General features: G+C 40.2%; 20 protein-coding genes. 12 read left to right on the top strand and 8 right to left on the bottom strand.

What is annotated here, in order from left to right:
• The first annotated feature begins 1 nt into the window (after nt 1).
• Genes HYD28_07345 through HYD28_07365 form a run of 5 tightly spaced genes read left to right on the top strand, consistent with a single transcriptional unit; the run spans nt 2 to nt 4,988 of the window.
• On the top strand, nt 2-1,957 hold the full coding sequence (locus HYD28_07345; GenBank protein ID QLE08799.1) for a heme lyase CcmF/NrfE family subunit: 1,956 nt from the start codon (nt 2-4) through the stop codon (nt 1,955-1,957).
• Nucleotides 1,954-2,523, top strand: coding sequence for a DsbE family thiol:disulfide interchange protein (locus HYD28_07350; protein QLE08800.1), 570 nt, complete (start codon nt 1,954-1,956; stop codon nt 2,521-2,523). Before HYD28_07345 ends, HYD28_07350 begins: the two co-directional genes overlap by 4 nt.
• Nucleotides 2,523-2,984, top strand: a complete 462-nt coding sequence (locus HYD28_07355; protein ID QLE08801.1) for a cytochrome c-type biogenesis protein CcmH — start codon at nt 2,523-2,525, stop codon at nt 2,982-2,984. The genes HYD28_07350 and HYD28_07355 overlap by 1 nt, the downstream gene beginning before the upstream one ends.
• Complete coding sequence (gene ccmI / locus HYD28_07360) at nt 2,985-4,247, top strand: c-type cytochrome biogenesis protein CcmI (GenBank protein ID QLE08802.1); 1,263 nt, start codon at nt 2,985-2,987, stop codon at nt 4,245-4,247.
• 9 nt (nt 4,248-4,256) lie between these two features.
• Complete coding sequence (locus HYD28_07365; protein ID QLE08803.1) at nt 4,257-4,988, top strand: VacJ family lipoprotein; 732 nt, start codon at nt 4,257-4,259, stop codon at nt 4,986-4,988.
• A gap of 65 nt (nt 4,989-5,053) precedes the next feature.
• Here the strand turns inward: HYD28_07365 and HYD28_07370 are convergent, their stop codons facing one another.
• Nucleotides 5,054-6,277 carry an HDOD domain-containing protein gene (locus HYD28_07370; GenBank protein QLE08804.1) on the bottom strand — a complete coding sequence of 408 codons (1,224 nt, stop codon included), beginning with the start codon at nt 6,275-6,277 and terminating at the stop codon, nt 5,054-5,056.
• Between the two features lie 370 nt (nt 6,278-6,647).
• Here HYD28_07370 and putP point away from each other — a divergent pair, with 370 nt between their 5' ends.
• Entirely contained in the window at nt 6,648-8,159 is a 1,512-nt protein-coding gene (gene putP / locus HYD28_07375; protein ID QLE08805.1) for a sodium/proline symporter PutP, read from the top strand.
• 61 nt (nt 8,160-8,220) lie between these two features.
• Here putP and HYD28_07380 read toward each other — a convergent pair whose 3' ends face one another.
• The gene (locus tag HYD28_07380) at nt 8,221-8,523 is read right to left on the bottom strand and encodes a YebG family protein (GenBank protein ID QLE08806.1); all 303 of its coding nucleotides are present in this window, start codon (nt 8,521-8,523) and stop codon (nt 8,221-8,223) included.
• A gap of 246 nt (nt 8,524-8,769) precedes the next feature.
• Here HYD28_07380 and HYD28_07385 point away from each other — a divergent pair, with 246 nt between their 5' ends.
• Nucleotides 8,770-9,063, top strand: a complete 294-nt coding sequence (locus HYD28_07385; GenBank protein ID QLE08807.1) for a helix-hairpin-helix domain-containing protein — start codon at nt 8,770-8,772, stop codon at nt 9,061-9,063.
• Between the two features lie 329 nt (nt 9,064-9,392).
• Here HYD28_07385 and HYD28_07390 read toward each other — a convergent pair whose 3' ends face one another.
• The 3 genes from HYD28_07390 to HYD28_07400 form a co-directional block, all read right to left on the bottom strand.
• Nucleotides 9,393-9,695, bottom strand: a complete 303-nt coding sequence (locus HYD28_07390; GenBank protein ID QLE08808.1) for a hypothetical protein — start codon at nt 9,693-9,695, stop codon at nt 9,393-9,395.
• Complete coding sequence (gene dsbB, locus HYD28_07395; GenBank protein QLE08809.1) at nt 9,695-10,213, bottom strand: disulfide bond formation protein DsbB; 519 nt, start codon at nt 10,211-10,213, stop codon at nt 9,695-9,697. Before dsbB ends, HYD28_07390 begins: the two co-directional genes overlap by 1 nt.
• A 127-nt stretch (nt 10,214-10,340) precedes the next feature.
• Nucleotides 10,341-11,492 carry a chorismate mutase gene (locus tag HYD28_07400; protein QLE08810.1) on the bottom strand — a complete coding sequence of 384 codons (1,152 nt, stop codon included), beginning with the start codon at nt 11,490-11,492 and terminating at the stop codon, nt 10,341-10,343.
• Nucleotides 11,493-11,826: 334 nt separating this feature from the next.
• Here HYD28_07400 and HYD28_07405 point away from each other — a divergent pair, with 334 nt between their 5' ends.
• Nucleotides 11,827-14,826 (top strand): EAL domain-containing protein, encoded by a 3,000-nt coding sequence (locus tag HYD28_07405; GenBank protein QLE08811.1) that lies wholly within the window; start codon nt 11,827-11,829, stop codon nt 14,824-14,826.
• 29 nt (nt 14,827-14,855) lie between these two features.
• On the opposite strand, the gene HYD28_07410 is transcribed toward HYD28_07405, so the two are convergent.
• Nucleotides 14,856-15,185, bottom strand: a complete 330-nt coding sequence (locus tag HYD28_07410; protein ID QLE08812.1) for a stress response translation initiation inhibitor YciH — start codon at nt 15,183-15,185, stop codon at nt 14,856-14,858.
• A gap of 133 nt (nt 15,186-15,318) precedes the next feature.
• On the opposite strand from HYD28_07410, the gene HYD28_07415 reads away from it, so the two are divergent.
• The 4 genes from HYD28_07415 to HYD28_07430 all read left to right on the top strand — a co-directional run bounded on the left by HYD28_07415 (nt 15,319) and on the right by HYD28_07430 (nt 19,263).
• Nucleotides 15,319-15,624, top strand: coding sequence for an STAS domain-containing protein (locus HYD28_07415; GenBank protein ID QLE08813.1), 306 nt, complete (start codon nt 15,319-15,321; stop codon nt 15,622-15,624).
• Nucleotides 15,624-17,294 carry a fused response regulator/phosphatase gene (locus tag HYD28_07420; GenBank protein QLE08814.1) on the top strand — a complete coding sequence of 557 codons (1,671 nt, stop codon included), beginning with the start codon at nt 15,624-15,626 and terminating at the stop codon, nt 17,292-17,294. Before HYD28_07415 ends, HYD28_07420 begins: the two co-directional genes overlap by 1 nt.
• Before the next feature lie 45 nt (nt 17,295-17,339).
• Nucleotides 17,340-17,999 (top strand): histidine kinase, encoded by a 660-nt coding sequence (locus HYD28_07425; GenBank protein QLE08815.1) that lies wholly within the window; start codon nt 17,340-17,342, stop codon nt 17,997-17,999.
• 73 nt (nt 18,000-18,072) lie between these two features.
• Nucleotides 18,073-19,263 carry an aspartate/tyrosine/aromatic aminotransferase gene (locus HYD28_07430; GenBank protein ID QLE08816.1) on the top strand — a complete coding sequence of 397 codons (1,191 nt, stop codon included), beginning with the start codon at nt 18,073-18,075 and terminating at the stop codon, nt 19,261-19,263.
• 86 nt (nt 19,264-19,349) lie between these two features.
• Here the strand turns inward: HYD28_07430 and HYD28_07435 are convergent, their stop codons facing one another.
• Together HYD28_07435 and HYD28_07440 are read right to left on the bottom strand one after the other, a co-directional pair.
• Nucleotides 19,350-20,096 (bottom strand): DUF3379 family protein, encoded by a 747-nt coding sequence (locus HYD28_07435; protein ID QLE08817.1) that lies wholly within the window; start codon nt 20,094-20,096, stop codon nt 19,350-19,352.
• On the bottom strand, nt 20,096-20,611 hold the full coding sequence (locus HYD28_07440) for a sigma-70 family RNA polymerase sigma factor (GenBank protein QLE08818.1): 516 nt from the start codon (nt 20,609-20,611) through the stop codon (nt 20,096-20,098). Before HYD28_07440 ends, HYD28_07435 begins: the two co-directional genes overlap by 1 nt.
• Nucleotides 20,612-20,627: the final 16 nt, after the last annotated feature.

A 20,627-nucleotide genomic window follows, 5' to 3' on the forward strand; every position in this document is an offset into this window, starting at 1 on the left:
TATGATCCCAGAACTCGGTTATTTTTCTTTAACACTGGCTATGGTGCTCAGTGTTTTACTGTGTATTTTTCCTTTGTGGGGGGCGCATACCGGCAATTTACGTTTAATGCGCGCAGCTCCATCATTAGCAATTGGGCAGTTCGTATTTGTACTTTTATCATTTGCAGCACTTATTTATGCCAGTTTAACCGACGACTTTACCGTATCGTACGTTGCTTATCACTCAAGTAGCACCTTACCTTGGTACTACAAAATCACTTCGACATGGGGTGGTCATGAAGGAGCAATTTTACTTTGGTTAGTGATGCAAGCAGGTTGGACAGCCGTTGTTGCTATGCGCTCGCAATCATTGCCTTGGGTTTTACGTGCCCGAGTGCTTGGTGTGTTAGGCTTTTTAGGTGTCGGCTTTATGCTGTATACCTTGTTAATGTCGAGCCCATTTGAACGTCTATTGCCGTATTTCCCAGTTGAAGGTCGCGATTTAAATCCATTACTGCAAGACCCAGGTATGATTATTCACCCGCCATTGCTTTATATGGGTTACGTAGGTCTATCAGTGTCTTTCTCATTCGCAATCGCTGCGCTACTTACTGGTAAACTCGATAATACTTGGGCCAAGTGGTCTCGTCCTTGGACTATGGCTGCATGGGGGTTTTTAACTTTAGGTATTACCATCGGTAGTTGGTGGGCATACTCAGAACTAGGCTGGGGCGGCTGGTGGTTCTGGGATCCCGTTGAAAACGCTTCTTTAATGCCATGGCTTGTGGCAACAGCGCTATTACACTCACTCTCAACCACAGAAAAACGTGGTGTATTTAAGTCATGGACAGTGTTACTGGCTATTGCGGCATTCTCTCTAAGCTTACTTGGTACTTTTATTGTTCGATCGGGCATTATTGTATCTGTGCATGCCTTTGCGTCAGATCCTAATCGCGGTATGTTCATTTTAGCTTTCTTAGCCATTGTTGTGGGTGGAGGTTTATCGCTGTATGCACTGCGTGTTTCACAGGTGAAAAGTGAGGGCCGTTATAAGTTTGCCTCACGTGAAGTTGCCCTTTGGTTAAACAATATATTTTTAGTTGTGGCAACGCTGATTGTACTTCTAGGTACTTTACTGCCAATGATCCACAAAGAGCTTGGCTTAGGCAGTATTTCGATTGGTGAGCCTTTCTTCAACAAGATGTTTGCTATTCTACTAGTGCCATTTGCCATTTTAATGGGTATGGGTCCACTGTTACGTTGGAAACAAAACAAATGGTCAATGCTGCAGAACAAACTTGTTCTGTCGGCAGCAGTAAGTTTAGTTGCAACGGCGGCATGGTTGTATTCAAGCTACGACGTGATTGCGCCAATTACTTTTATTGCAACAGCATTGGCGGTATGGATTTTTGTTACCACTCTTGTTGATTTAGCTGCAAAAGTGACTATTCATAGCTCTCTAGGCGAAGGCTTTAAACGACTAGGGCTAAGTTACTGGGCGATGGTTTTAGGTCACATTGGTTTAGCATTCGTGATTGCAGGTGTAACGTTAACTTCTGCTTACTCAGTTGAGCGTGATGTATCAATGAAGCCTGGCGAAACCGTGGCTTTAAATGAATACCAGTACCGATTTGACGGTGTTAAAACAATTCGTGGCGCAAACTATAGTGGTCATGCAGGTGTCGTCACTGTACTGAAAAATGATAAAAAAGTGACCGTTTTACATGCTGAAAAGCGTCGTTATGACATTGGTATGCAATTTATGACAGAAGCGGCTGTTGATGCCGGTTTTACACGAGACTTATACCTAGCACTGGGTGAGCAATTAAGCCAAGGTGCTTGGTCGTTACGTATTTATCATAAACCTTATGTTCGTTGGATGTGGCTCGGTGGTATCTTGATTTCACTGGCAGGCTTTTTAGTGCTTGGTGATAAACGCTATCGCCAGAAGTCGACTAAGCAGGAGGCTTTAGTATGAATCGCAAACTCATCGCACTAGCGCCTTTATTGGTGTTCGTTTTACTGTGTGTGTTTTTATATCAAGGTTTGTTTGCTAATCCTCGTGAGTTACAAACAGGGCGTATTGGGCAGGCTATGCCTACTTTTAACTTGCCAGATTTGATGGATGAGTCAAAGCGTTGGACTAACGCCGATTTAAAAGGTGAAGTTTACCTACTTAATGTATGGGGTACTTGGTGTCCGACTTGTTTAGCTGAGTTAGGTTACTTGACTGAGCTTAGAGAGCAGGGCGTTAAGATAGTTGGTTTATACTATGAACAAGGCTATGACCCTGATTTCGATGGTCAGTTTGATATTAACGCACTACGTGAAGACGTAACTAGCATGCTTAATCGTGCCGGCGACCCGTATCAATTTAATATCTTAGATTTAAAGCGCACTTTAGCTCTTGATTTAGGGGTTTCTGGTGCGCCAGAAACCTTCTTAGTCGATAAGCAAGGCACTATTTTGCTGCACCATACAGGCGATATTAATCCGCGTGTATGGCGTGCTAAATTCGCACCGTTAATGCAGGAGTTACAGTAATGAGACTCGTGATCTTTTTAGTAAGTTTGTTTATCACGTTTACAGCATTTGCAGAGCAAGACAAGTATCAATTTGATGATAAAGAACAAGCCGTTCGCTTTAGTGAGCTAACCAAAGAGCTGCGCTGTCCAAAATGTCAAAACCAAAATATAGCTGACTCAGACGCGGTTGTAGCCAAAGACTTACGCGATAAGGTGTTAGCGCTGGTAAAAGATGGCAAAAGCAAAGATGAAGTCATTGATTACATGATTGACCGTTATGGTTACTTCGTACACTACGATCCACCAGTCACACCAGCAACCTTGGTATTGTGGGTATTGCCTGTATTGATTGTGGTTCTTGGCTTTGGCTTTATTGTTTTACGCCAACGCAAGGCATCAGTGAAACAAACATGGACAGAGCAAGACGAAGCATTACTTGCAAAATTAATTGAACAAAATCAACGTCAGGAGCAAAGCTAGATGGCATTAATGTGGGCTTCTTTTGTTTTACTCACACTGATTGCATTGCTATTTGTTGTCGTACCGTTTTTTAAACGTGAGCGTATTCAACGTCTTGATCACAATGCAAACTCGGAGTTAATCCGAATTTATCATCAACGTTTAGATGAACTTAAAACTGAACTCGATAACCAACGTATTGATGCACAAATGCACGATGAGTCAGTTATCGAACAAAAACGTCGTTTACTCAATGAGTTGTCGCCTGAAAAAGCGTTGAACAGTAAAGGTAATAACCGTATTTTTGCCCTTACTGGCGCAGGCTTTTTGATTGTTTTAACAGCTATCTTTTATGGTTATACCGGTAGTCAGCAGCAAATTAAAGGCTGGCATGACGCGATGGCTAATCTTAAGTCATACGGTGAGCGTGCCGTTATGCAAGAAGGTGAGCCTTTAACACCGAATGAGCTACAAGCTTTTGCTTTAGCACTGCGTACTAAGCTTGATCAAAGTGGTGACGATGAAGTGGCGTGGATGCTACTAGGTCGTGTTGCTATGTCATTAAATGAATTTGATATGGCAATGCAGTCATTTGATAAAGTGCTTAAAATGAATCCTGATAACAAACAAGTGCTGATCAGCTACTCGCAAGTTTTGCTAATGGAAGGCAGTGATGCGAATATGTCTCGAGCAGCGACTATGTTATCAAGAGTGCTAAAAGCAGAGCCAACTAATATTGATGCAATCTCATTATTAGCATTGATTGCTTATGAGCGTAAAGATTGGCTTCAAGCTAAAACAGCATTTGAAGTATTGCTTGCAAGTATGCAGCAAAGCGACCCGCGTTATAGCATGATTGCAGAGCGTATTGCCGAAATCGATGCCCATTTAAGTAATGATCAGCAAGTCAAAAAGACTGAATTAGCAGAGGCTACAAGCAGTGAAATTAGCATCACAGTTGATTTAGACCCTGCACTTGCCGATTCACAGCCGCAAAACGGTACATTGTTTATTTTTGCTAAAGCGGCAAGTGGCCCGCAAATGCCATTGGCTGTAGTTAAAATGACAGAGTATAGTTTTCCGTTAACAGTGATGTTAAGTGATACTAATGCGATGGTTGAAGGTCTGAATCTATCTAGTGTCGATAAAATTATTTTAACTGCGCGTTTATCAAAAGATGCAACTGTGGTAACTTCAAGCGGCGAGTTGGAAGGCAAGTCGGATGTCTTAGAGCGTGCAAACGTTAAAGAATATTCACTGCTAATTAATGAGTTAATACCGTAAGGATAGCCGATGTTTAGGCACAGTATATTTTTTATCTTTTTTTTAGTACTTGCAGGATGCGCACAGATACCTGAAGAAAAAGTGGATGAGCGAGACCCATTACAGTCGTTTAACCGTCCTATGTATGATTTTAATATGGACGTGCTTGATGCCTATATTCTTCGTCCAGCAGCCGTTGGTTATGTTACAGTGACACCAACCCCTGTTAGACGCAGTATTGTTAATTTTACTGATAACATTACAGCGCCGACAGATATGGTCAATGCTGGTCTGCAGGGTAAACCAGGTAATATGGGTATTAGTTTAGCGCGCTTTCTAGTGAACTCTACGGTAGGTCTACTTGGCTTATTTGATGTAGCCTCATCGCTTGGTTTAGAAATTGTCGATGAAGATTTTGGTCAAACCCTAGGTGTATGGGGAGTCGGTGATGGTGCTTATTTAATGATCCCAGGTATGGGGCCAAGTACAGCACGAAATCTAACTGGTGATGTGGTAGATAACTTCGTTCTACCTGAAATTACACTAACCACACCACAAACTATTCTGGTATTTGCGCTAAAAGCCGTTGAAGCACGTGCCTCGTTGATGCCGCAAGAGAGCTTATTAAATGAGTCGTTAGACCCTTACATTTTTATGAAGGATATCTACTTCCAGCGTCAATTATATGAGCTACATGATGGTAATCCACCAGTAGAAAAAGAACCCGATGATTTTGATGAAGATTTCCTAGAAAATCTCTAACCTAAAAAATCAAACCAATAAAAATGCCAGCAATTGCTGGCATTTTTATGTTTATATGGGGGAAGTTAATCTCCAAATACACCCATTTGTTCATTAGACCAGCTTAATGCATCGTGGTAAGCATCAGGTACTTCTTCGGGTTTAAGACCCAGTTCTTCTTGAATATCCTTTGCTTTATCCCACTCAGCTTGTTCATAAAATTTTACTAAGCGTAAATAAGTCGCTAGTAATCCTTCACCATGAAGCAAAGCACCCTTGATTTCATTTGTAAGAGGAAGTTTACCCATTACGCTTGGCATATCTTCATCGAGGATAGCGTCCATTAACGACATCATACCAGTTAAAAATGCCATACCCGTATCACGTAACTTGCCATGGCTTATTGCTAATAACTCAGCAAAACGGGCGCGGGTTAGTGATAAACGTATCAGCTCTGCAGGTTTATCTGCCGCAACTTGTGCTGCAAATAAAAGTGATAAGAAACGTTTGATTTCTTCACTGCCTAAAACAATCAGCGCTTGTTTTATCGTGCTAATTTCAGCTCTGCGTTTGAAAGCTGCTGAGTTTGAATAGCGTAATAACTTGTAAGATAAGTTAACGTCTCGTTCAAACACCTCGGTGATTTTTCTGAGATTTAAATCAATACTTGAGGTTTCGTATAAAAGCTCGGCAAGAGCCATCTCAGAAGGAGGTAAAGTTTTACTTTGCACCATTTCAGGCTTTGAAAAGAAAAAGCCTTGAAAATAGCTAAACCCCATGTCCAAAGCAAGTTGGTATTTTTCGTATGTTTCAACTTTCTCGGCGAGTAACTTGATGTGCGGGTGAGGTTTGATTGCCTCAACGACGGATTCAATAGACTCTTTATCACAGGTTAAAAAGTCAATTTTGATAATATCGATATACGGATAAAAATGGCGCCAAACAGGTTGGTGTATGTAATCATCAAGGGCAAGCGTATATCCGCGCTCTTTTAAATCTTGAACCATTGCTAGTAAACGTTTACCCGGTTGAATCGTTTCAAGAATTTCGACAACTACTTGCTCTTTACCCAGTAAAAGTGGGTAGCCTTTTTGGAGTGTCTCTAAAGTGAAATTAATGTAGGCTGGTTTGTTATCCGTTAAATCTTCTAAACCAAAATTGAACTGACTACCTTCAATGAGTCGAGATGTCGCTTCATCACCGTCAATATCAGGAAAAACGTTATCTACGCCATCCCTAAACAAGAGTTCGTAGCCGACAAGTTTCTTTTCCTTATCTAAAATAGGTTGGCGTGCAGCGTAAAAATACATAGTCCTAGCAAGTCCACTTCGGTTAATTCATTTATCCATGAGCAATATAAGTCATCGTGCCTAAAATAGCATTAATTAAATATTCATTTTTGAGGATAAATACTGATTTTCTGTGATCCTAAGACTAGGATAAATTGTAATGAAATTCTATAACTAGCGATTAAATATCACATTTTTGTTATGAAAAGGTTGTAATTGTAAACCCTGCCACTGAACGGCTTGATTGGAGTTGTAGGGTAGAAGCATGTTATAGTCATGAGTGATATCGGTTTTTACCCCAATAATGTCTTAAAATTAAGTAACTTGCGAGTCATTATTCGGATTAAAAGCCAACATTAAACAATTATTGGAGGCTAATTTGGAAACAGGAATGATAATTTCGTTAGCATTGTACTTCATCGTAATGTTGGGGATTGGGCTATACGCTTATAAGCAATCCACAGACGATGTATCAGGTTATATGCTAGGTGGTCGTAATTTATCACCAAGTGTTGCTGCGCTTTCAGCAGGTGCATCAGATATGAGTGGTTGGCTGCTAATGGGCTTACCAGGTGCAATGTATCTGTTCGGCTTAAGCAAAGTTTGGATTGCTATAGGTCTAGTACTCGGTGCTTGGGCTAACTATTTCTTGGTAGCGCCTCGTTTACGTGTTTATACTGAGAAAGCGAATGACTCAATCACCATTCCAGATTATTTCGCAAACCGCTTTGATGATAATAAAAATATACTGCGTGTTATTTCTGCGATAGTAATCATTGTTTTCTTCACCTTGTATACTTCATCAGGTGTTGTCGCGGGTGGTAAGTTATTCGAAAACTCATTTAATATGAGCTATGAAATGGGTCTGTATATCACAACTGGCGTTGTGGTGTTATATACCTTGTTTGGTGGCTTCTTAGCAGTAAGCCTTACAGACTTTGTTCAAGGCTGTATCATGTTTATCTCGCTGCTTGCAGTACCAATTGCGACATATACTATGCTTGATCAACCATTCATGGATACACTCGCCAATGCACGCTATGATTTATTGTTAAGCTCACCAAAAGAAACTGAAATTCATGCACTTAATATGATGGACTGGTTTGCTGGTGGTTCGACGATTGCTATTATCTCTGCAATGGCATGGGGTCTTGGTTATTTTGGACAGCCGCATATTATTGTTCGTTTTATGTCTGTGCGTTCAGTTAAAGATATGCCAACTATGCGACGTGTGGGGATGTCGTGGATGACACTTTCAGCAATTGGTGCTGTGTTAACAGGTTTATTTGGTGCTGCTTATATGCTTGAAAACCAAATGCCAATTGATGATAAAGAAACTATTTTCTTGGTATTGTCTGAACTTATCTTCCATCCTCTAATTGCTGGTTTCTTATTGGCTGCTATTTTAGCTGCGATTATGAGTACCATCTCATCGCAATTACTAGTGTGTTCAAGCTCTCTAACAGAAGACTTCTATAAGATTTATTTAAACCGAAGTGCTTCTCAAAAAGAGCTAGTATTAGTCGGTCGTATTAGTGTTATCTTGGTTGCTCTATTTGCTATTTACCTAGCATATGACCGCGATAGCTCTATTTTGGATTTAGTAAGTAATGCATGGGCTGGTTTCGGTGCTGCATTTGGTCCATTAGTACTACTTAGCCTTTACTGGAAGCGCATGAACTTACAAGGCGCTATCAGTGGTATGGTTGTCGGTGCTGCAACAGTACTGTTTTGGATTTACGCGCCAATTAAGATCGATGGCCAATCGCTAAGTGCAATTATTTATGAGATTGTCCCTGGCTTTATTTTATCAACGATTGCCATTATTGTTGTGAGCCTAATGACGACTGAGCCGAAAAAAGAAATTACAGATTTATTTGATGAAGTTGAGTCATCACTTTAGTTTTGAGTAAGCACAAAAAAGGGCAACATTTGTTGCCCTTTTTTAATTTTATAACCAATGCTTAGCTTGCAGCTTTTTCTTTTATATCTGCAACGTTATCGTCTGATTTTGATTTTTTAGGCTTCGCAGGAACCTCTTTTGCACCTTTAAGTACAGCCATAAATTGGTCTTTTTCTTTTGCCATTTCAAGCGCTAGTGATTCAATTTGTTGCTCGCTTAATGGTACATCAACTTTTTCAAGCATTAATTCTAATGACTCAGCAATGTCGAGCATTTTGTCATACGCATCAGCTTCTTTCTTAGTAGTAAACGTCATGCGCTCGACTCCGTTTCTTTCTACAACATATTTAACAACAACAGCCATGATTTCTCCTGCATTTAAGCGTGGCATTTGCAGCGTAAAATCGCCACTTTGATTACTGTTTTTATATACAGTAATGCTTCGGGCCTTACTTTGCAAGTATCTAAAGAAATTTTTTATGGAACAAATTTGACAATAATAGGGGCATTAGCTTTATTTATATTGTTACCCAAAGTTAAACACAAGCGATGGAGTGAGTGTTGGGTAATAGCTAACTACCTGTCCAAGAGGGACATCACGGAGGAAATTATGAAATTACTATCAAGTCTTTTACTTGCCACGAGTATTGCGTTACTGCCTACAACACCGGCATTCGCCGTAAAACCAACCGAAGCAACACAAGTTAAAATGCAAAAGCTCAGTATTAACAAAGCTAGCATCGATCAACTTACTCAATTACCGGGTATTGGTGAGTCTAAAGCTAAAGCGATTGTTGAGCATCGCAATAAGCAAGGTCCGTTTAAGTCGGTAGAGCAATTAAAAGAAGTAAAAGGAATAGGCGATAAGGTATTTGCTAAACTTGAGGGGAAAATTACGCTTTAAAAGACTAGGGCGTGTTGACCTATTGTGATTAATTTTGCAGCAGTATGTTTGGTATTTAAGCAAGGCAGAGCCTATGTCGTGTGGTTGTTCAACATAAATAGGCGATAACGCAGCATCCATACCAAACACGCGCTACCTTTTGGGTTCTTCCTAGGGGCGATTATCTTTTTATTACTTAAATAGATGAAGCTAGAGGCCGTGGGCAGAACGCGGTAGCTTTGCTCGATTTTTACTTAGTCCACTAGGTTACAAATCTCGCGCCGCGATTAAATTGCCCCTAGAGTGAACAAACTTTAATCCACAAAGGTCAACACGCCCTAAACAGGGCGTTATTCGCCCTGTTTAAATTCATTGATAGCTTTGTCTAAATGCGCTAGTGCGAACAAATTTTCGATAGGTGTTGTGATAAGTGGGTAACTTAAGCCTGCTAATAATAACCAAGGTAACAGCATCCAGCCTTCAAAGTAGGCTAAACCTAAAAATAATGGCGCAAGAAAGGCAAGCTTACACACCGATAAAATAATCTTTTTACTTGGGCTTAAATGAGCCAGAGCAAGTGCAATTATTTGCTGGCGCTGCCTTACTTTAAAAGTTTTTAAAGCAGGGATTTGACTAGTAAAAAAATAAATCATTATAACGACTTTTTAGTTACTAAACGGCTAAATAAAACGGCTACAAAGACTATTGAAAACGCAGCGAAAATAATCTCCATCCATGCAGGCATACTCATTGATGCAAATTGCCAATCAATATTGCCGCAATCGCCAGTGGCTGCAAAAAAGCTAGGGATCCATTCATGCAGTGGCATAAAGCTTGGGAAATTAGGCTCAAATGCGCAGCTAAATGCAAAAGGGTCGGTATTGTTTTGCATTGCAATGTGTTCTTTAGCAATAAAGTAACCCCAGATTGCAGAGATACCCCAAGTAGCAAATGCAACAAGGCGAACAACCATATTTTGTGGGTTAATCGCTCCAATCACACCTGCTGCAAGTAAGCCTAAAACAGCGGTACGTTGATAAATGCACATAATACATGGTTCAAGTCCCATGCTGTATTGAAAAAACAACGCAGTGACTTCAAACGCTAGTGAAATAAATGCTAATAATAACCAAGGTGTTCTTTTAGTTGCTAATTCTGCTAACCAATTCATGAATGATCCAATTTGAAATTGTTTTCAAGATTATGCTTAGACGGGGCTGTGGGTGCAAGTATCTAAGATGAAATTATACGAAAAAGGAGCCAAGCGGCTCCTTTCATTAATCAGTAATGATCGTCAGTTAAACACTTACAGCTTGCAAAGACTCACTTTGATAACAACCAAGTACACGGGTGTACTGAGTATGTTCTTTTAGCTCTTCTAGTGCCTGTTTAACATGTAAGTCATCAAGGTTTGCTTCGAGATCTACATAAAACACTTCTTCCCAAGGGTTTCCAGGTACTGGACGTGACTCTAGTTTTACAAGGTTAATTTTGTGATGTTTAAAAATCATTAAGGCGTCAGCTAACGAACCCGCTTGTTGCTTGGTGGCCATAATTAAACTCGTTTTGGTTGGGATTTGTTTCGACACTTGAAGAGGTTTACGGGCTACTACAATGAAGCGGCTATGGTTTTCACTTTGATTGGCCAAGCCTGATTTAACCACTTCTAAACCGACGTTTTTCCCTGCTTGTGCAGAGCCGATAGCGGCACTGTTTGCGGTTTCAACTGCTGATTGCAATGCATGGAAAGTTGAATCACAGGTTTCATGTTGAATGTCACCTAAGCCCTGAATGAAACGGCTACATTGAGCAAAAGGCTGTGGGTGAGCAAATATTTTATTGATATGAGATAACTCAGTACCAGGCATCGCTAATAAACAGTGTTCAACGCTGTGCGTCACTTCACCAACAATTGATACTTGAGCGTGCTGTAATAAATCGAATACTTCATTGATACTACCAGAACTGGTGTTTTCAATGGGTAATAAACCAAAATCAGCTTGGCCACTTTCTACTTTACCGGTGATTTGGTCAAAGCTAGAACAACCCATTTCAATTACTTTACCCGGGCGGCGGCTGAAATATTTATGACAGGCTAATTGACTGTATGAACCTTGACCACCCAAATAAGCAACACGATGACTTTCGCTCATGGCTTCTGGGTTAAGGTTTTTTTGCAACATCGCTTGTTGGTTTAGAACAGAATCTTCAAGAATGGTTTGGAACACGTTATTAATGTAGTACGCATCAAGGCCTAATGATTTTCCATAACTAATGAGCTTTTCGAGTAATGCTTGTTCGCGAGCCTCATCGCGAATTGGTTTGTTATTGGCTATCTTGTACTCAACCACGCTGTGGCTGATACGACGTCTTTTTGCCAGTAAGACAAGTAAGTCGGAATCTATTTCATTAATATCGTGTCGTAACGCATTTAATGTATCAATGCTCATGTTGGTTTCCTCATTCCAAAACAGTGCGCAAACAAAAAAGCCTCCCAAGTGGGAGGCTTTAGCTATTCGGTGAATTTATCTCGCAAACAGTTAAGCCTCCTCTATTTAAAGAAGCTAAAAAACGAAAAGTAAGTGCGAGAGATAATTTGTTTCATTGAGTTAATGTAAAAACACTTGTATGTAAAGTCAACCGCCTATCGAGGCTAATTTTGAAATCATATGTGTTTATTCAGAAAATTCATTAATCTTCATAAAAAATTTATAAATATAAAAATGAATCTGGTATATTTGTTTTTGCACAATAAATAATAACAATTATTAATAAGGTAGTCCTGTGGTGTATCGACGACCGCCATCACGTTTTGGTGTGAATTCATTAAGTATGAAATTGTCGCTGCTGATCTCTGCGATTTGTTTGATTGCAGGTATATGTGCTGCGGCTTTGATGCTTAAATCTGAAGAAAAACAGCTTGTTTTTGAAGAGCATGAACTTTTAAAACACTCGAGTGAACGCTTGAGTCGTCAATTTAACCGCCTGATTAAAACTAAAATAAATATCGCTGAGCAGGCTAATAATGTTGTAAGCAGCCAACTGCTTCACAATGAGTCTCACTTACAAAGCAAACGAAGCGCCGATATTAAATTTTCCGTTGATGGCAGTATCCGCAGTACTTCAGAAAATGGTTTATCTGCAGCGTTTATCCCTCAAGATAAATATTCTGAATTTTATAAGCAGCTTATAAACGATTCTGAATCATTGTGGAAAATCGTTTCACCTACTTTAATTCAAGATTTCTTTAATTTTTACTTAGTTACGAAAGACAACTTTATTCGTATAGCGCCACCAAACTGGGCGCTAAATGTACCTGGCGACTTTGACTTCACCAAAGACGAAGCCTTCAATTATGCCCAAGCTGCAACTAATCCAAGCCGAGAAGCGGTATGGTCAAAAGTGTATTACGACACTATTTGGCATAAATGGGTCGTTAGTGTACTTGTGCCAATCTACCTTGATAACGAATTTTTTGGTGTAACAGGTAGCGATATTGCTCTTGAAACTTTATTGGCACAACTGCCTATTGGTGATCGTGAGCAACATCTATTTGTTTTCGATGCAAAAGGTCAGTTATTAGCTCACCCTGATTTAGATAGGACAACTTTAGAGCAATATGGACGAGAAGGTAAAAAATTACTGACAGAAGATTTTGTTAATCCCGATCTGCAAAAGCTAGTGTCTGAAACGATTCGCTTAAAATTACCTGAGTCTGCAAATTCATTTGTCCAAGATGGCGAAACTCACATTATCAATATTCGTAAAGTTGAGAACCTAAATTGGTATATTGGTATTTATAAAAAGCGTTCGTCGGCACTTTCAGCACTAGAAGAGCTAAAAGTAAAATTCTTTGGCTTGTTTATCTTGTACGCTATTTTAGTTGCCTTGTTATTGCATCAAGCACTTTACCAATTAGTACTGCGTCGTATTCACTCATTAGTTAACGCGGTGGTGAGTTTTGGCAAAGGGCAATTACAAACAGAGTTTCCAAAAGCCAATAAAGATGAAATTGGTACCTTAAATGGCTCTTTCAGAGACATGGCTATTGAAATTCGTAAATTAATTGATGGGCTAAACCAGCGCATTAGCGAAAAAGAAATAGCTGAAAAGGCAGCTAACCGCTTATCTAAAGCTGTGGCTTTCTCGGGCACCGGTGTAGTGATCACGAACCAAGATTTTGAGATCAAATACGTGAATCCGAAAATGGTTGAAATGACCGGTTTCGAAGAGCGTCATTTCATTGGTTCGCCGCTGTTAAATATCATCTCTCAAGAAATGGCTATTTTAGTTGATGATATTGATATTGACTTACGTAGCCGTAATTACTGGCGAGGGGATACCTTATTACAAGCTAATGAACGCCAATCTGTTTGGGTTTCGCTAAGTATTTCACCAATTCGTGAAGATGGTGGTGAGATCACCAGTTATGTGGCATCTGCGCAAGATATTTCGTTTGTGAAAGAAAGCCAACGTAAAATGGAACAACTGGCTTACTTTGATACTTTAACTGGACTTGCTAACCGCACTTTCTTCAGAATGCAGCTGCGCAAGTCAATGGCACTTGCTGAGCGTGGTCATTATGCATTTGCCTTATTCTATTTTGACTTAGACGAATTTAAACGTATCAACGATACGCTAGGTCATGATGCGGGTGATCAGTTGCTAGTAGAAGTTGCTAATCGCCTGAAAAAGCGTCTGCGTACAGAAGATACGATTGCGCGTTTAGGCGGCGATGAATTCGCGGTATTATTAAGTGGTATTGAGCATCAAACACACGCCATGGAAGTCGCAAATACGATTCAACGCACTCTCAATGAGCCTATCAAATTAGGTAATAATGAAGTGATCATTAGTGCCAGTATTGGTATCACTATGGCGCCATTTGATAGTCAAGAAGAAGATCAATTACTTAAACATGCTGACCTTGCGATGTATGAAGCAAAAGCCAAAGGGCGCAATACCTTCCACTTCTATAGCCAAGAATTAAATGCAGCTGCGAACGAGCGCTTATTTATTGAAAATGAGTTACGTACTGGTATCCGTGAAGGGCAGTTTAGAGTTTATTATCAGCCACAAGTGGATTGTCGCAATAATCAGGTAGTTGGGTACGAAGCGCTTATTCGTTGGTTCCACCCTGAAGAAGGAATGATCCCACCGACGAAATTTATTCCAATTGCTGAAGCAACCGGTTTAATTGTTGAGTTAGGTGCATGGATATTACGAGAAGCCTGTGAATTTGCGGCTCGTTTAGCAAGCCAAGATTTGAAGAATAATATTTCAATCAATCTATCGGCTCGCCAGTTTAAAGATGCCAACCTAGTGACGACTCTTGATACGATAATCAAGCAAACAGGGGTTGAGCCTAAACGCTTACACCTTGAGTTAACAGAAAGTATGCTGATGGGGCATGTTGAAGCCGCTATTTTACAACTGCATCAATTAAAAGCCTTGGGGGTATCAATTTCAATCGACGACTTTGGTACTGGCTACTCTTCATTAAGTTACCTAAAACGTTTCCCTGTGGATATCTTGAAAGTTGACCGCTCGTTTGTGAAAGATATCCCTGAGGATACTAATGATATGGAAATTACCGCTGCGATTATTGCTATGGCGCAAAAGTTGAAACTTAATGTTGTTGCCGAAGGGGTTGAGACCATTGAACAAATTGAGTTTTTACAAAACAACAACTGTTATATTGTGCAAGGTTACTACTATAGCAAGCCTATCCCTGAAGATGAGTTGCCTGCACTTTATGAACAGCTCAACTCGTTGAATTCATAAAATACAGAACTCAAAAATATAGGGGGCGACTAGCCCCCTGCAATTTTAACTTTAAATTTTAGTCCTTCGAGAATCGCTTTTAGCTTATCTCTGTCATCACCTTGAACTTCGATGATACCGTCTTTTACTGCACCGCCTTGGCCCATTTTACTTTTAATGGTCTTAGCTAATTTTTTTAAGTCGTGCTGTTCGCTGTCGATCCCAACAACTAACATGACACCCTTACCTTTGCGGCCTTTGGTTTGACGTTCAATACGCAAAAAGCCGTCTTTAAAAATTTTACCTTGGGTTGGTTTGCTTTCTTTAGGTTGCTCAATGCGACCCGTAGCAGTTGAATAAACTAGATTATTATCGCTCATAGTGGATCTCGTAGTAGAAGCTTGGCTAAATGATAACAAATTTCATCCTAAGTGTTTTAATTTTTGGCTTATTTGTTCTAAGCGGTTATATTTAATTAGGTATCAGGAAAGATTTGTTTATTAGGAGTTTATTATGAGTTTATCGCGCAGCACTTCTGCTGATGGCGCTATATTAACCGTACAAATCAAAGGAAAATTTGATTTTAATTTGGTGCAATCTTTTCGTCAGGCGTACGCCGATCTTAACGACAATATCGATAAAGTGGTTATTGACCTCAGAGAAACAGATTACATGGACAGCTCAGCGTTAGGCATGTTGCTGAACATGAAAAAAAACCTAACAGGCAAAGTTGAAACAATTCAAATTAGCAATTGCCAACCGCAACTGAAAAAAATCCTGCAAATCTCACGTTTTGATAAAAAGTTCGATATTGATTGATGCTTAATATTCTGGTTGTAGACGATCTAGCCTTAAATCGTCGCTTATTAACCGTGATGTTAGAGCAGCAGGGCTACCGTGTTTATACCGCTGAAAACGGGCTTGTTGCTTTAAACCTGCTCGAAGAACACACCATTGATATTGTGTTACTCGATGTCATTATGCCTGTGATGGACGGCTTTGAAACCGCAGCGATTATCAAAGAGCGCTTTAGCCAAGTTTACTTACCGATTATATTTATTACCTCTTTAGAAGATGAAGCGAGTTTTGAGCGTTGCTTAGCGGTTGGCGGCGATGACTTTTTACATAAGCCATTTCAAGAGGTCATTCTTAACGCGAAAATTAAAGCGCATAGCCGGATCCGTAATTTAAGCCAAAAGGCAAGAGAGCAAAATCTACAACTTGAATATCATCAAAATCAAGTCGAGCGCGAACATGAAATCGTCGAACATATTTTTAATAACGCCCTCGAAAACCAACAGTCATTTCCGTCGCATTTAGACTTTCATTTATCACCTGCCGCTATGTTTAATGGCGATATGTTTTTGGTAGCACAAAGCCCAATTGGCAGCTTGTACTGCATGCTTGGTGATTTTACCGGCCATGGTTTAGCTGCTGCGGTCGGAGCACTTCCTGCTTCAAGGGTATTTTATACAATGGTAAGTAAGGGGATGTCAGTCAGTGATATTGCTGCAGAAATTAATTCAGTACTAGGTAAATTACTGCCAGGACATATGTTTTGTGCTGCTACCATTCTAGAGCTCAGTAACACCGGGAAAAGTGTTTCGGCTTGGCTTGGAGGATTACCTGATACGTATATCATCGACCAAAATGGAGAACTCATTCGCACTCTTGAATCTCAACACATGGCACTGGGTATTTTAGAAGAGGATGAATTTGAACGTGCACTTATTCACATAGAGGTAGAAGATACTTCTCGTATCGTGATGGCGACCGATGGCATTATTGAAACGACTAGCCCAAATGATGAATATTTTGGTGAGCAGCGTTTTAAAAAGGTGCTTGGCTCAAAGCCAAATATTTCTTCAAATCAAGTATTAGAACGAGTAAACAAATTTGCCCGCGGCAATAAACAACAAGACGACTTAAGCTTAGTATTATTAAATTGTTTACCTATGGATGAGTCTGAGCAAAAGTCTGAACAGCTATCTGCATTACCCTTTAATTTTTCATTGAGCTTAAATTCAAAGCAAATCAAAAGCACAGATCCTGTGTTGGAAGTAGTTGATGTAATAAGTAAAGTGGCGGGGTTAAATGCCCATCGCGCAAATATCTTTTTGATACTCTCAGAGGCCTATAATAATGCCTTAGATCACGGTGTGTTAGGTCTCGACTCAGAGATTAAGAATCAAGAAGATGGCTTTTTAATTTATTATCAACAACGAGAAGAGGCCCTCGCAAATTTAACAGATGCTTTAATCATTATTGATATCCGTTATTGCCCCGAAGAGTGTGCTCTATATTTTACCGTTTGTGACTCAGGAAACGGTTTTAGTAAAGAGCAAACAAATCAACAAAGCCTTGCAAGGGAGCATGGTAGAGGCTTGTGCTTACTTAGAGAAGTTGCCTCAAAAGTGACATTTAATAGTGCTGGTAATCAAGTCGAAATTTATTATCAATTAACAGCAAGCAGTACTAGCTCACACTAAAATCGCATGTTATCATTCTGGCATTATAGATGTTTGGATGGCTAAATGATTTCTAACTACTTATCTACTGCACAGCTTGAATTACCAGAAAACTTGGTTGCTGAGCAATTATCGAACCTTGAACAATATCTTGCAGAGTCCGCTTCACCAGCAGTGCGTTGGGAGTATCAAATTCCTGAGCTAGGCGAGGGGGGGTCGTGTAGCTTATTTGGTTATTTGCAAGATGAACCATTCAAATTAAACGATTATGTTGCAGATGATGCTACAAATACTGAAAAGCTGACTAAGCTTCAACAAATCATCGATTTTGTCGTTGCTCAGACTCAAGTTGATTGGTTTGGTATTTATCAAGCAACAAATACTGACGAAGGCCCTCAGTTATTAAAACTGGTTTATCACGGGGCACCTAGCCGACCATTATTCCCGCTTACAGAAGCGTTTGCTAAAGGTAGTAACAATGTTCAAGTCGCGCTTTCTAAGCAAGGTCGCGTGATCAATAACGTTGCTGATTATCTTGCAAAAGGTGGTGAGTATTATACCTGCGATCCAAAGGTGAAAGCTGAAACCTGTTTACCCTTACTATCAGCTAAAAATGAATGCTTAGGTATTATAGATGCAGAAGCATTTAGTAATGATTTCTTTGATCAGCAGACCCTTGCATTACTTGTGGCTTGTTGTATTAAAATTCCTCAACTCTTGGTCTAATTTTACTAGTAATCAGGCTGGGTTTTTATGTTAAGCTAGTGGCAACGCTAACCCCTATAAAAAGAGATAGTCAATGTTCTCAGAATTAAAACCATTACCAACAGATCCTATTCTTGGCCTAATGGCGGCCTTTAAACAAGATACAAACCCAAAGAAAATTGATTTGGGTGTAGGTGTTTATAAGGATGAGCAAGGCAATACGCCTGTATTAAAAGCGGTTAAAAAAGCGGAAGCGTTTCGTTTAGAAAACGAAACCAGTAAATCGTACATTGGCTTGGCTGGTAACTTAGATTACTGTCAAAAAATGGAAAACTTATTACTGGGTGAGCATCCAGCACTTTTAGCTAACCGTGTTCGCACTGCACAAGCACCAGGTGGTACAGGTGCGCTACGTGTTGCTGCCGAATTCATTAAGCGTTGCAACAAAGATGCGACGGTATGGGTAACTACGCCAACGTGGGCAAACCACATCAGCTTATTTGAAGCGGCGGGCTTAACAGTAAAAGAATACCCTTACTACGATTACGAAAATAAAGACCTTTTATTTGATGACATGATTAATACCCTTAAGCAAGTGCCTAAAGGTGATGTTGTGTTATTCCACGCATGTTGTCACAACCCAAGCGGTATGGATTTAAATGCTGAGCAATGGAGCACAGTTGCTGATCTTGCTGTTGAAGTTGGTTTCACGCCACTGGTTGATATTGCTTACCAAGGGTTTGGTTCAAGCCTTGAAGAAGACGCAGCGGGTCTTCGTAAATTAGCAGCAGCGGTAGATGAGCTAATCATCTGTTCTTCTTGCTCGAAAAACTTCGGTTTATACCGCGAGCGTATCGGTGCATGTTCAATCATTGCTAAAGATGCAGCGACTGCTGATATCTCTAACTCTGTATTATTAAGTGTTGTACGTAGTATCTATTCTATGCCGCCTGCGCATGGTGCTGATATTGTTAGCACGATTTTAGGTAGCACTGAGCTGACGCAAATGTGGCATGACGAGCTTGATGAAATGCGTAATCGTATTAATGGCTTACGTACTTTAATCAAAGAAAGCTTAGCAGCGAAAGGCATTGAGCAAGACTTCTCATTTATTGATCGTCAAAATGGTATGTTCTCATTCCTAGGTATTAATAAAGAGCAAATCGAACGTTTACAAAAAGAGTACTCAATCTACATTGTTGGTTCTAGCCGTGTAAACGTTGCTGGTATCAGCGATGCAAACATTGACTACTTCGCAAATGCAGTAGCAGACGTTTGTAAGTAACCTGCTTTATAGTGATAAAAAAACCGCAGTGTGTGAAGTGACTGCGGTTTTTTTATGCCTGTAATATGTGTTACTACGAGTAGGTATTAATGCAGCCAGCGAATGGCGTCATTGATCATACTGTTGTAGCTATCAAGTGGAGCGCCAATACTCGCTATTAAGATAGTATCCGCTCGCTCACCGCGGTTGATGTGGCCAGCGAAACGCTCATCATTGAAATCGTCAGAGCCAGTGCCAAATGGTTGCTCGTCAGAAGGTACAATGAATACCGTCATCGGGCCAAAATCAGACTCAAATACCAAGTGCAGGCCTTTTTTGCCTTGAAAGTCACAAAACATCAAATAGGTTACTTTACCTGGTAGCTCATCTAGGTGTCCGCCAATAGTAGCAAACTTTTCATTTACATAAGCAAGGTCTATCGCTTCATGCTTATCTAACGCGCCAATCTCATGATAAAGGTGTGTAAAGGCATGCTCACCCACACTGTATAAAGTATGTTGTTTGTTAATGACAAAGAACACACTAATTGCCACTAAAAACGATGCTGCGGCGGCTAAATACAGGCGATTGAAGGCAAAGCGCGACTTAGCCTCAATAATAGTGTCTAGCGGCTGCTCATGGTTTTCTTCACAAGCATAGGTGTTATCAATAATTCGCTTTGCCAAATTTTCAGGCACGGGTACGTTAAGCGCTTTGCTTAGTTCATCATCGAGGGCACGTACATCATCAATAAACGCCTGTTTATCAGTGTCCTGCTCGGCAAACGCTTCAAGTTCCTTATCAATAGTGCTTGGCTCGGCGAGGATGCGGCGGCGAAACTCGAGTTCATCCATTAATTTGATGCTCCTCTAAGTTGATCATCATCACTGCTTAAAGCCTCTTTAAGCTGGTTTCTGGCACGAAAAAGTCGTGTCATGACAGTATTTTTATTTAAATCGAGGATCTGGGCAATCTCGTCGCCAGAGCAACCCATTACCACCTGCAGCAGTAATGGTTCTCGATACTCTTGTGATAACTTTCCAATTTGTCGTTGAATCACTGTTTGTTCCATTTCAGCATCAAGGGTTGTACTTTTTTCATCTACAAGGGTGTCGTTTTCAACATCGGCGTAATCAAATTGTTTACGTTCAAAGCGACGTGCATTCTCGCGACGTAAGATAGTTAACAACCAAGGTTTTACCGCTTGTTGATCTTGCAGTGAATCCAAGGCACGCCAAGCCCTCAGGAAAGTTTCCTGCACTAAGTCTTCAGCAATGTTCTGATCACGACACAACCAATACGCAAAGCGAAAAAGCTCACTGTGGTAGACATGAACCAGCGCTTCATATCGCTTTTGTTTTTCTGTCATAGTAACTAAGACCTGC

This window comes from Pseudoalteromonas shioyasakiensis (assembly GCA_013391845.1).
GTDB lineage: Bacteria > Pseudomonadota > Gammaproteobacteria > Enterobacterales > Alteromonadaceae > Pseudoalteromonas > Pseudoalteromonas apostichopi.

Coding starts and splice junctions, on each gene's coding strand:
- ccmI (QLE08802.1), top strand. CDS start 2,985: ATGGCATTAATGTGGGCTTCTTTTGTTTTACTCACACTGATTGCATTG.
- HYD28_07385 (QLE08807.1), top strand. CDS start 8,770: ATGAAATTACTATCAAGTCTTTTACTTGCCACGAGTATTGCGTTACTG.
- HYD28_07350 (QLE08800.1), top strand. CDS start 1,954: ATGAATCGCAAACTCATCGCACTAGCGCCTTTATTGGTGTTCGTTTTA.
- dsbB (QLE08809.1), bottom strand. CDS start 10,213: ATGAATTGGTTAGCAGAATTAGCAACTAAAAGAACACCTTGGTTATTA.
- HYD28_07365 (QLE08803.1), top strand. CDS start 4,257: ATGTTTAGGCACAGTATATTTTTTATCTTTTTTTTAGTACTTGCAGGA.
- HYD28_07370 (QLE08804.1), bottom strand. CDS start 6,277: ATGTATTTTTACGCTGCACGCCAACCTATTTTAGATAAGGAAAAGAAA.
- HYD28_07400 (QLE08810.1), bottom strand. CDS start 11,492: ATGAGCATTGATACATTAAATGCGTTACGACACGATATTAATGAAATA.
- HYD28_07420 (QLE08814.1), top strand. CDS start 15,624: ATGCTTAATATTCTGGTTGTAGACGATCTAGCCTTAAATCGTCGCTTA.
- HYD28_07415 (QLE08813.1), top strand. CDS start 15,319: ATGAGTTTATCGCGCAGCACTTCTGCTGATGGCGCTATATTAACCGTA.
- HYD28_07410 (QLE08812.1), bottom strand. CDS start 15,185: ATGAGCGATAATAATCTAGTTTATTCAACTGCTACGGGTCGCATTGAG.
- HYD28_07425 (QLE08815.1), top strand. CDS start 17,340: ATGATTTCTAACTACTTATCTACTGCACAGCTTGAATTACCAGAAAAC.
- HYD28_07355 (QLE08801.1), top strand. CDS start 2,523: ATGAGACTCGTGATCTTTTTAGTAAGTTTGTTTATCACGTTTACAGCA.
- HYD28_07430 (QLE08816.1), top strand. CDS start 18,073: ATGTTCTCAGAATTAAAACCATTACCAACAGATCCTATTCTTGGCCTA.
- HYD28_07380 (QLE08806.1), bottom strand. CDS start 8,523: ATGGCTGTTGTTGTTAAATATGTTGTAGAAAGAAACGGAGTCGAGCGC.
- HYD28_07390 (QLE08808.1), bottom strand. CDS start 9,695: ATGATTTATTTTTTTACTAGTCAAATCCCTGCTTTAAAAACTTTTAAA.
- putP (QLE08805.1), top strand. CDS start 6,648: ATGATAATTTCGTTAGCATTGTACTTCATCGTAATGTTGGGGATTGGG.
- HYD28_07345 (QLE08799.1), top strand. CDS start 2: ATGATCCCAGAACTCGGTTATTTTTCTTTAACACTGGCTATGGTGCTC.
- HYD28_07440 (QLE08818.1), bottom strand. CDS start 20,611: ATGACAGAAAAACAAAAGCGATATGAAGCGCTGGTTCATGTCTACCAC.
- HYD28_07435 (QLE08817.1), bottom strand. CDS start 20,096: ATGGATGAACTCGAGTTTCGCCGCCGCATCCTCGCCGAGCCAAGCACT.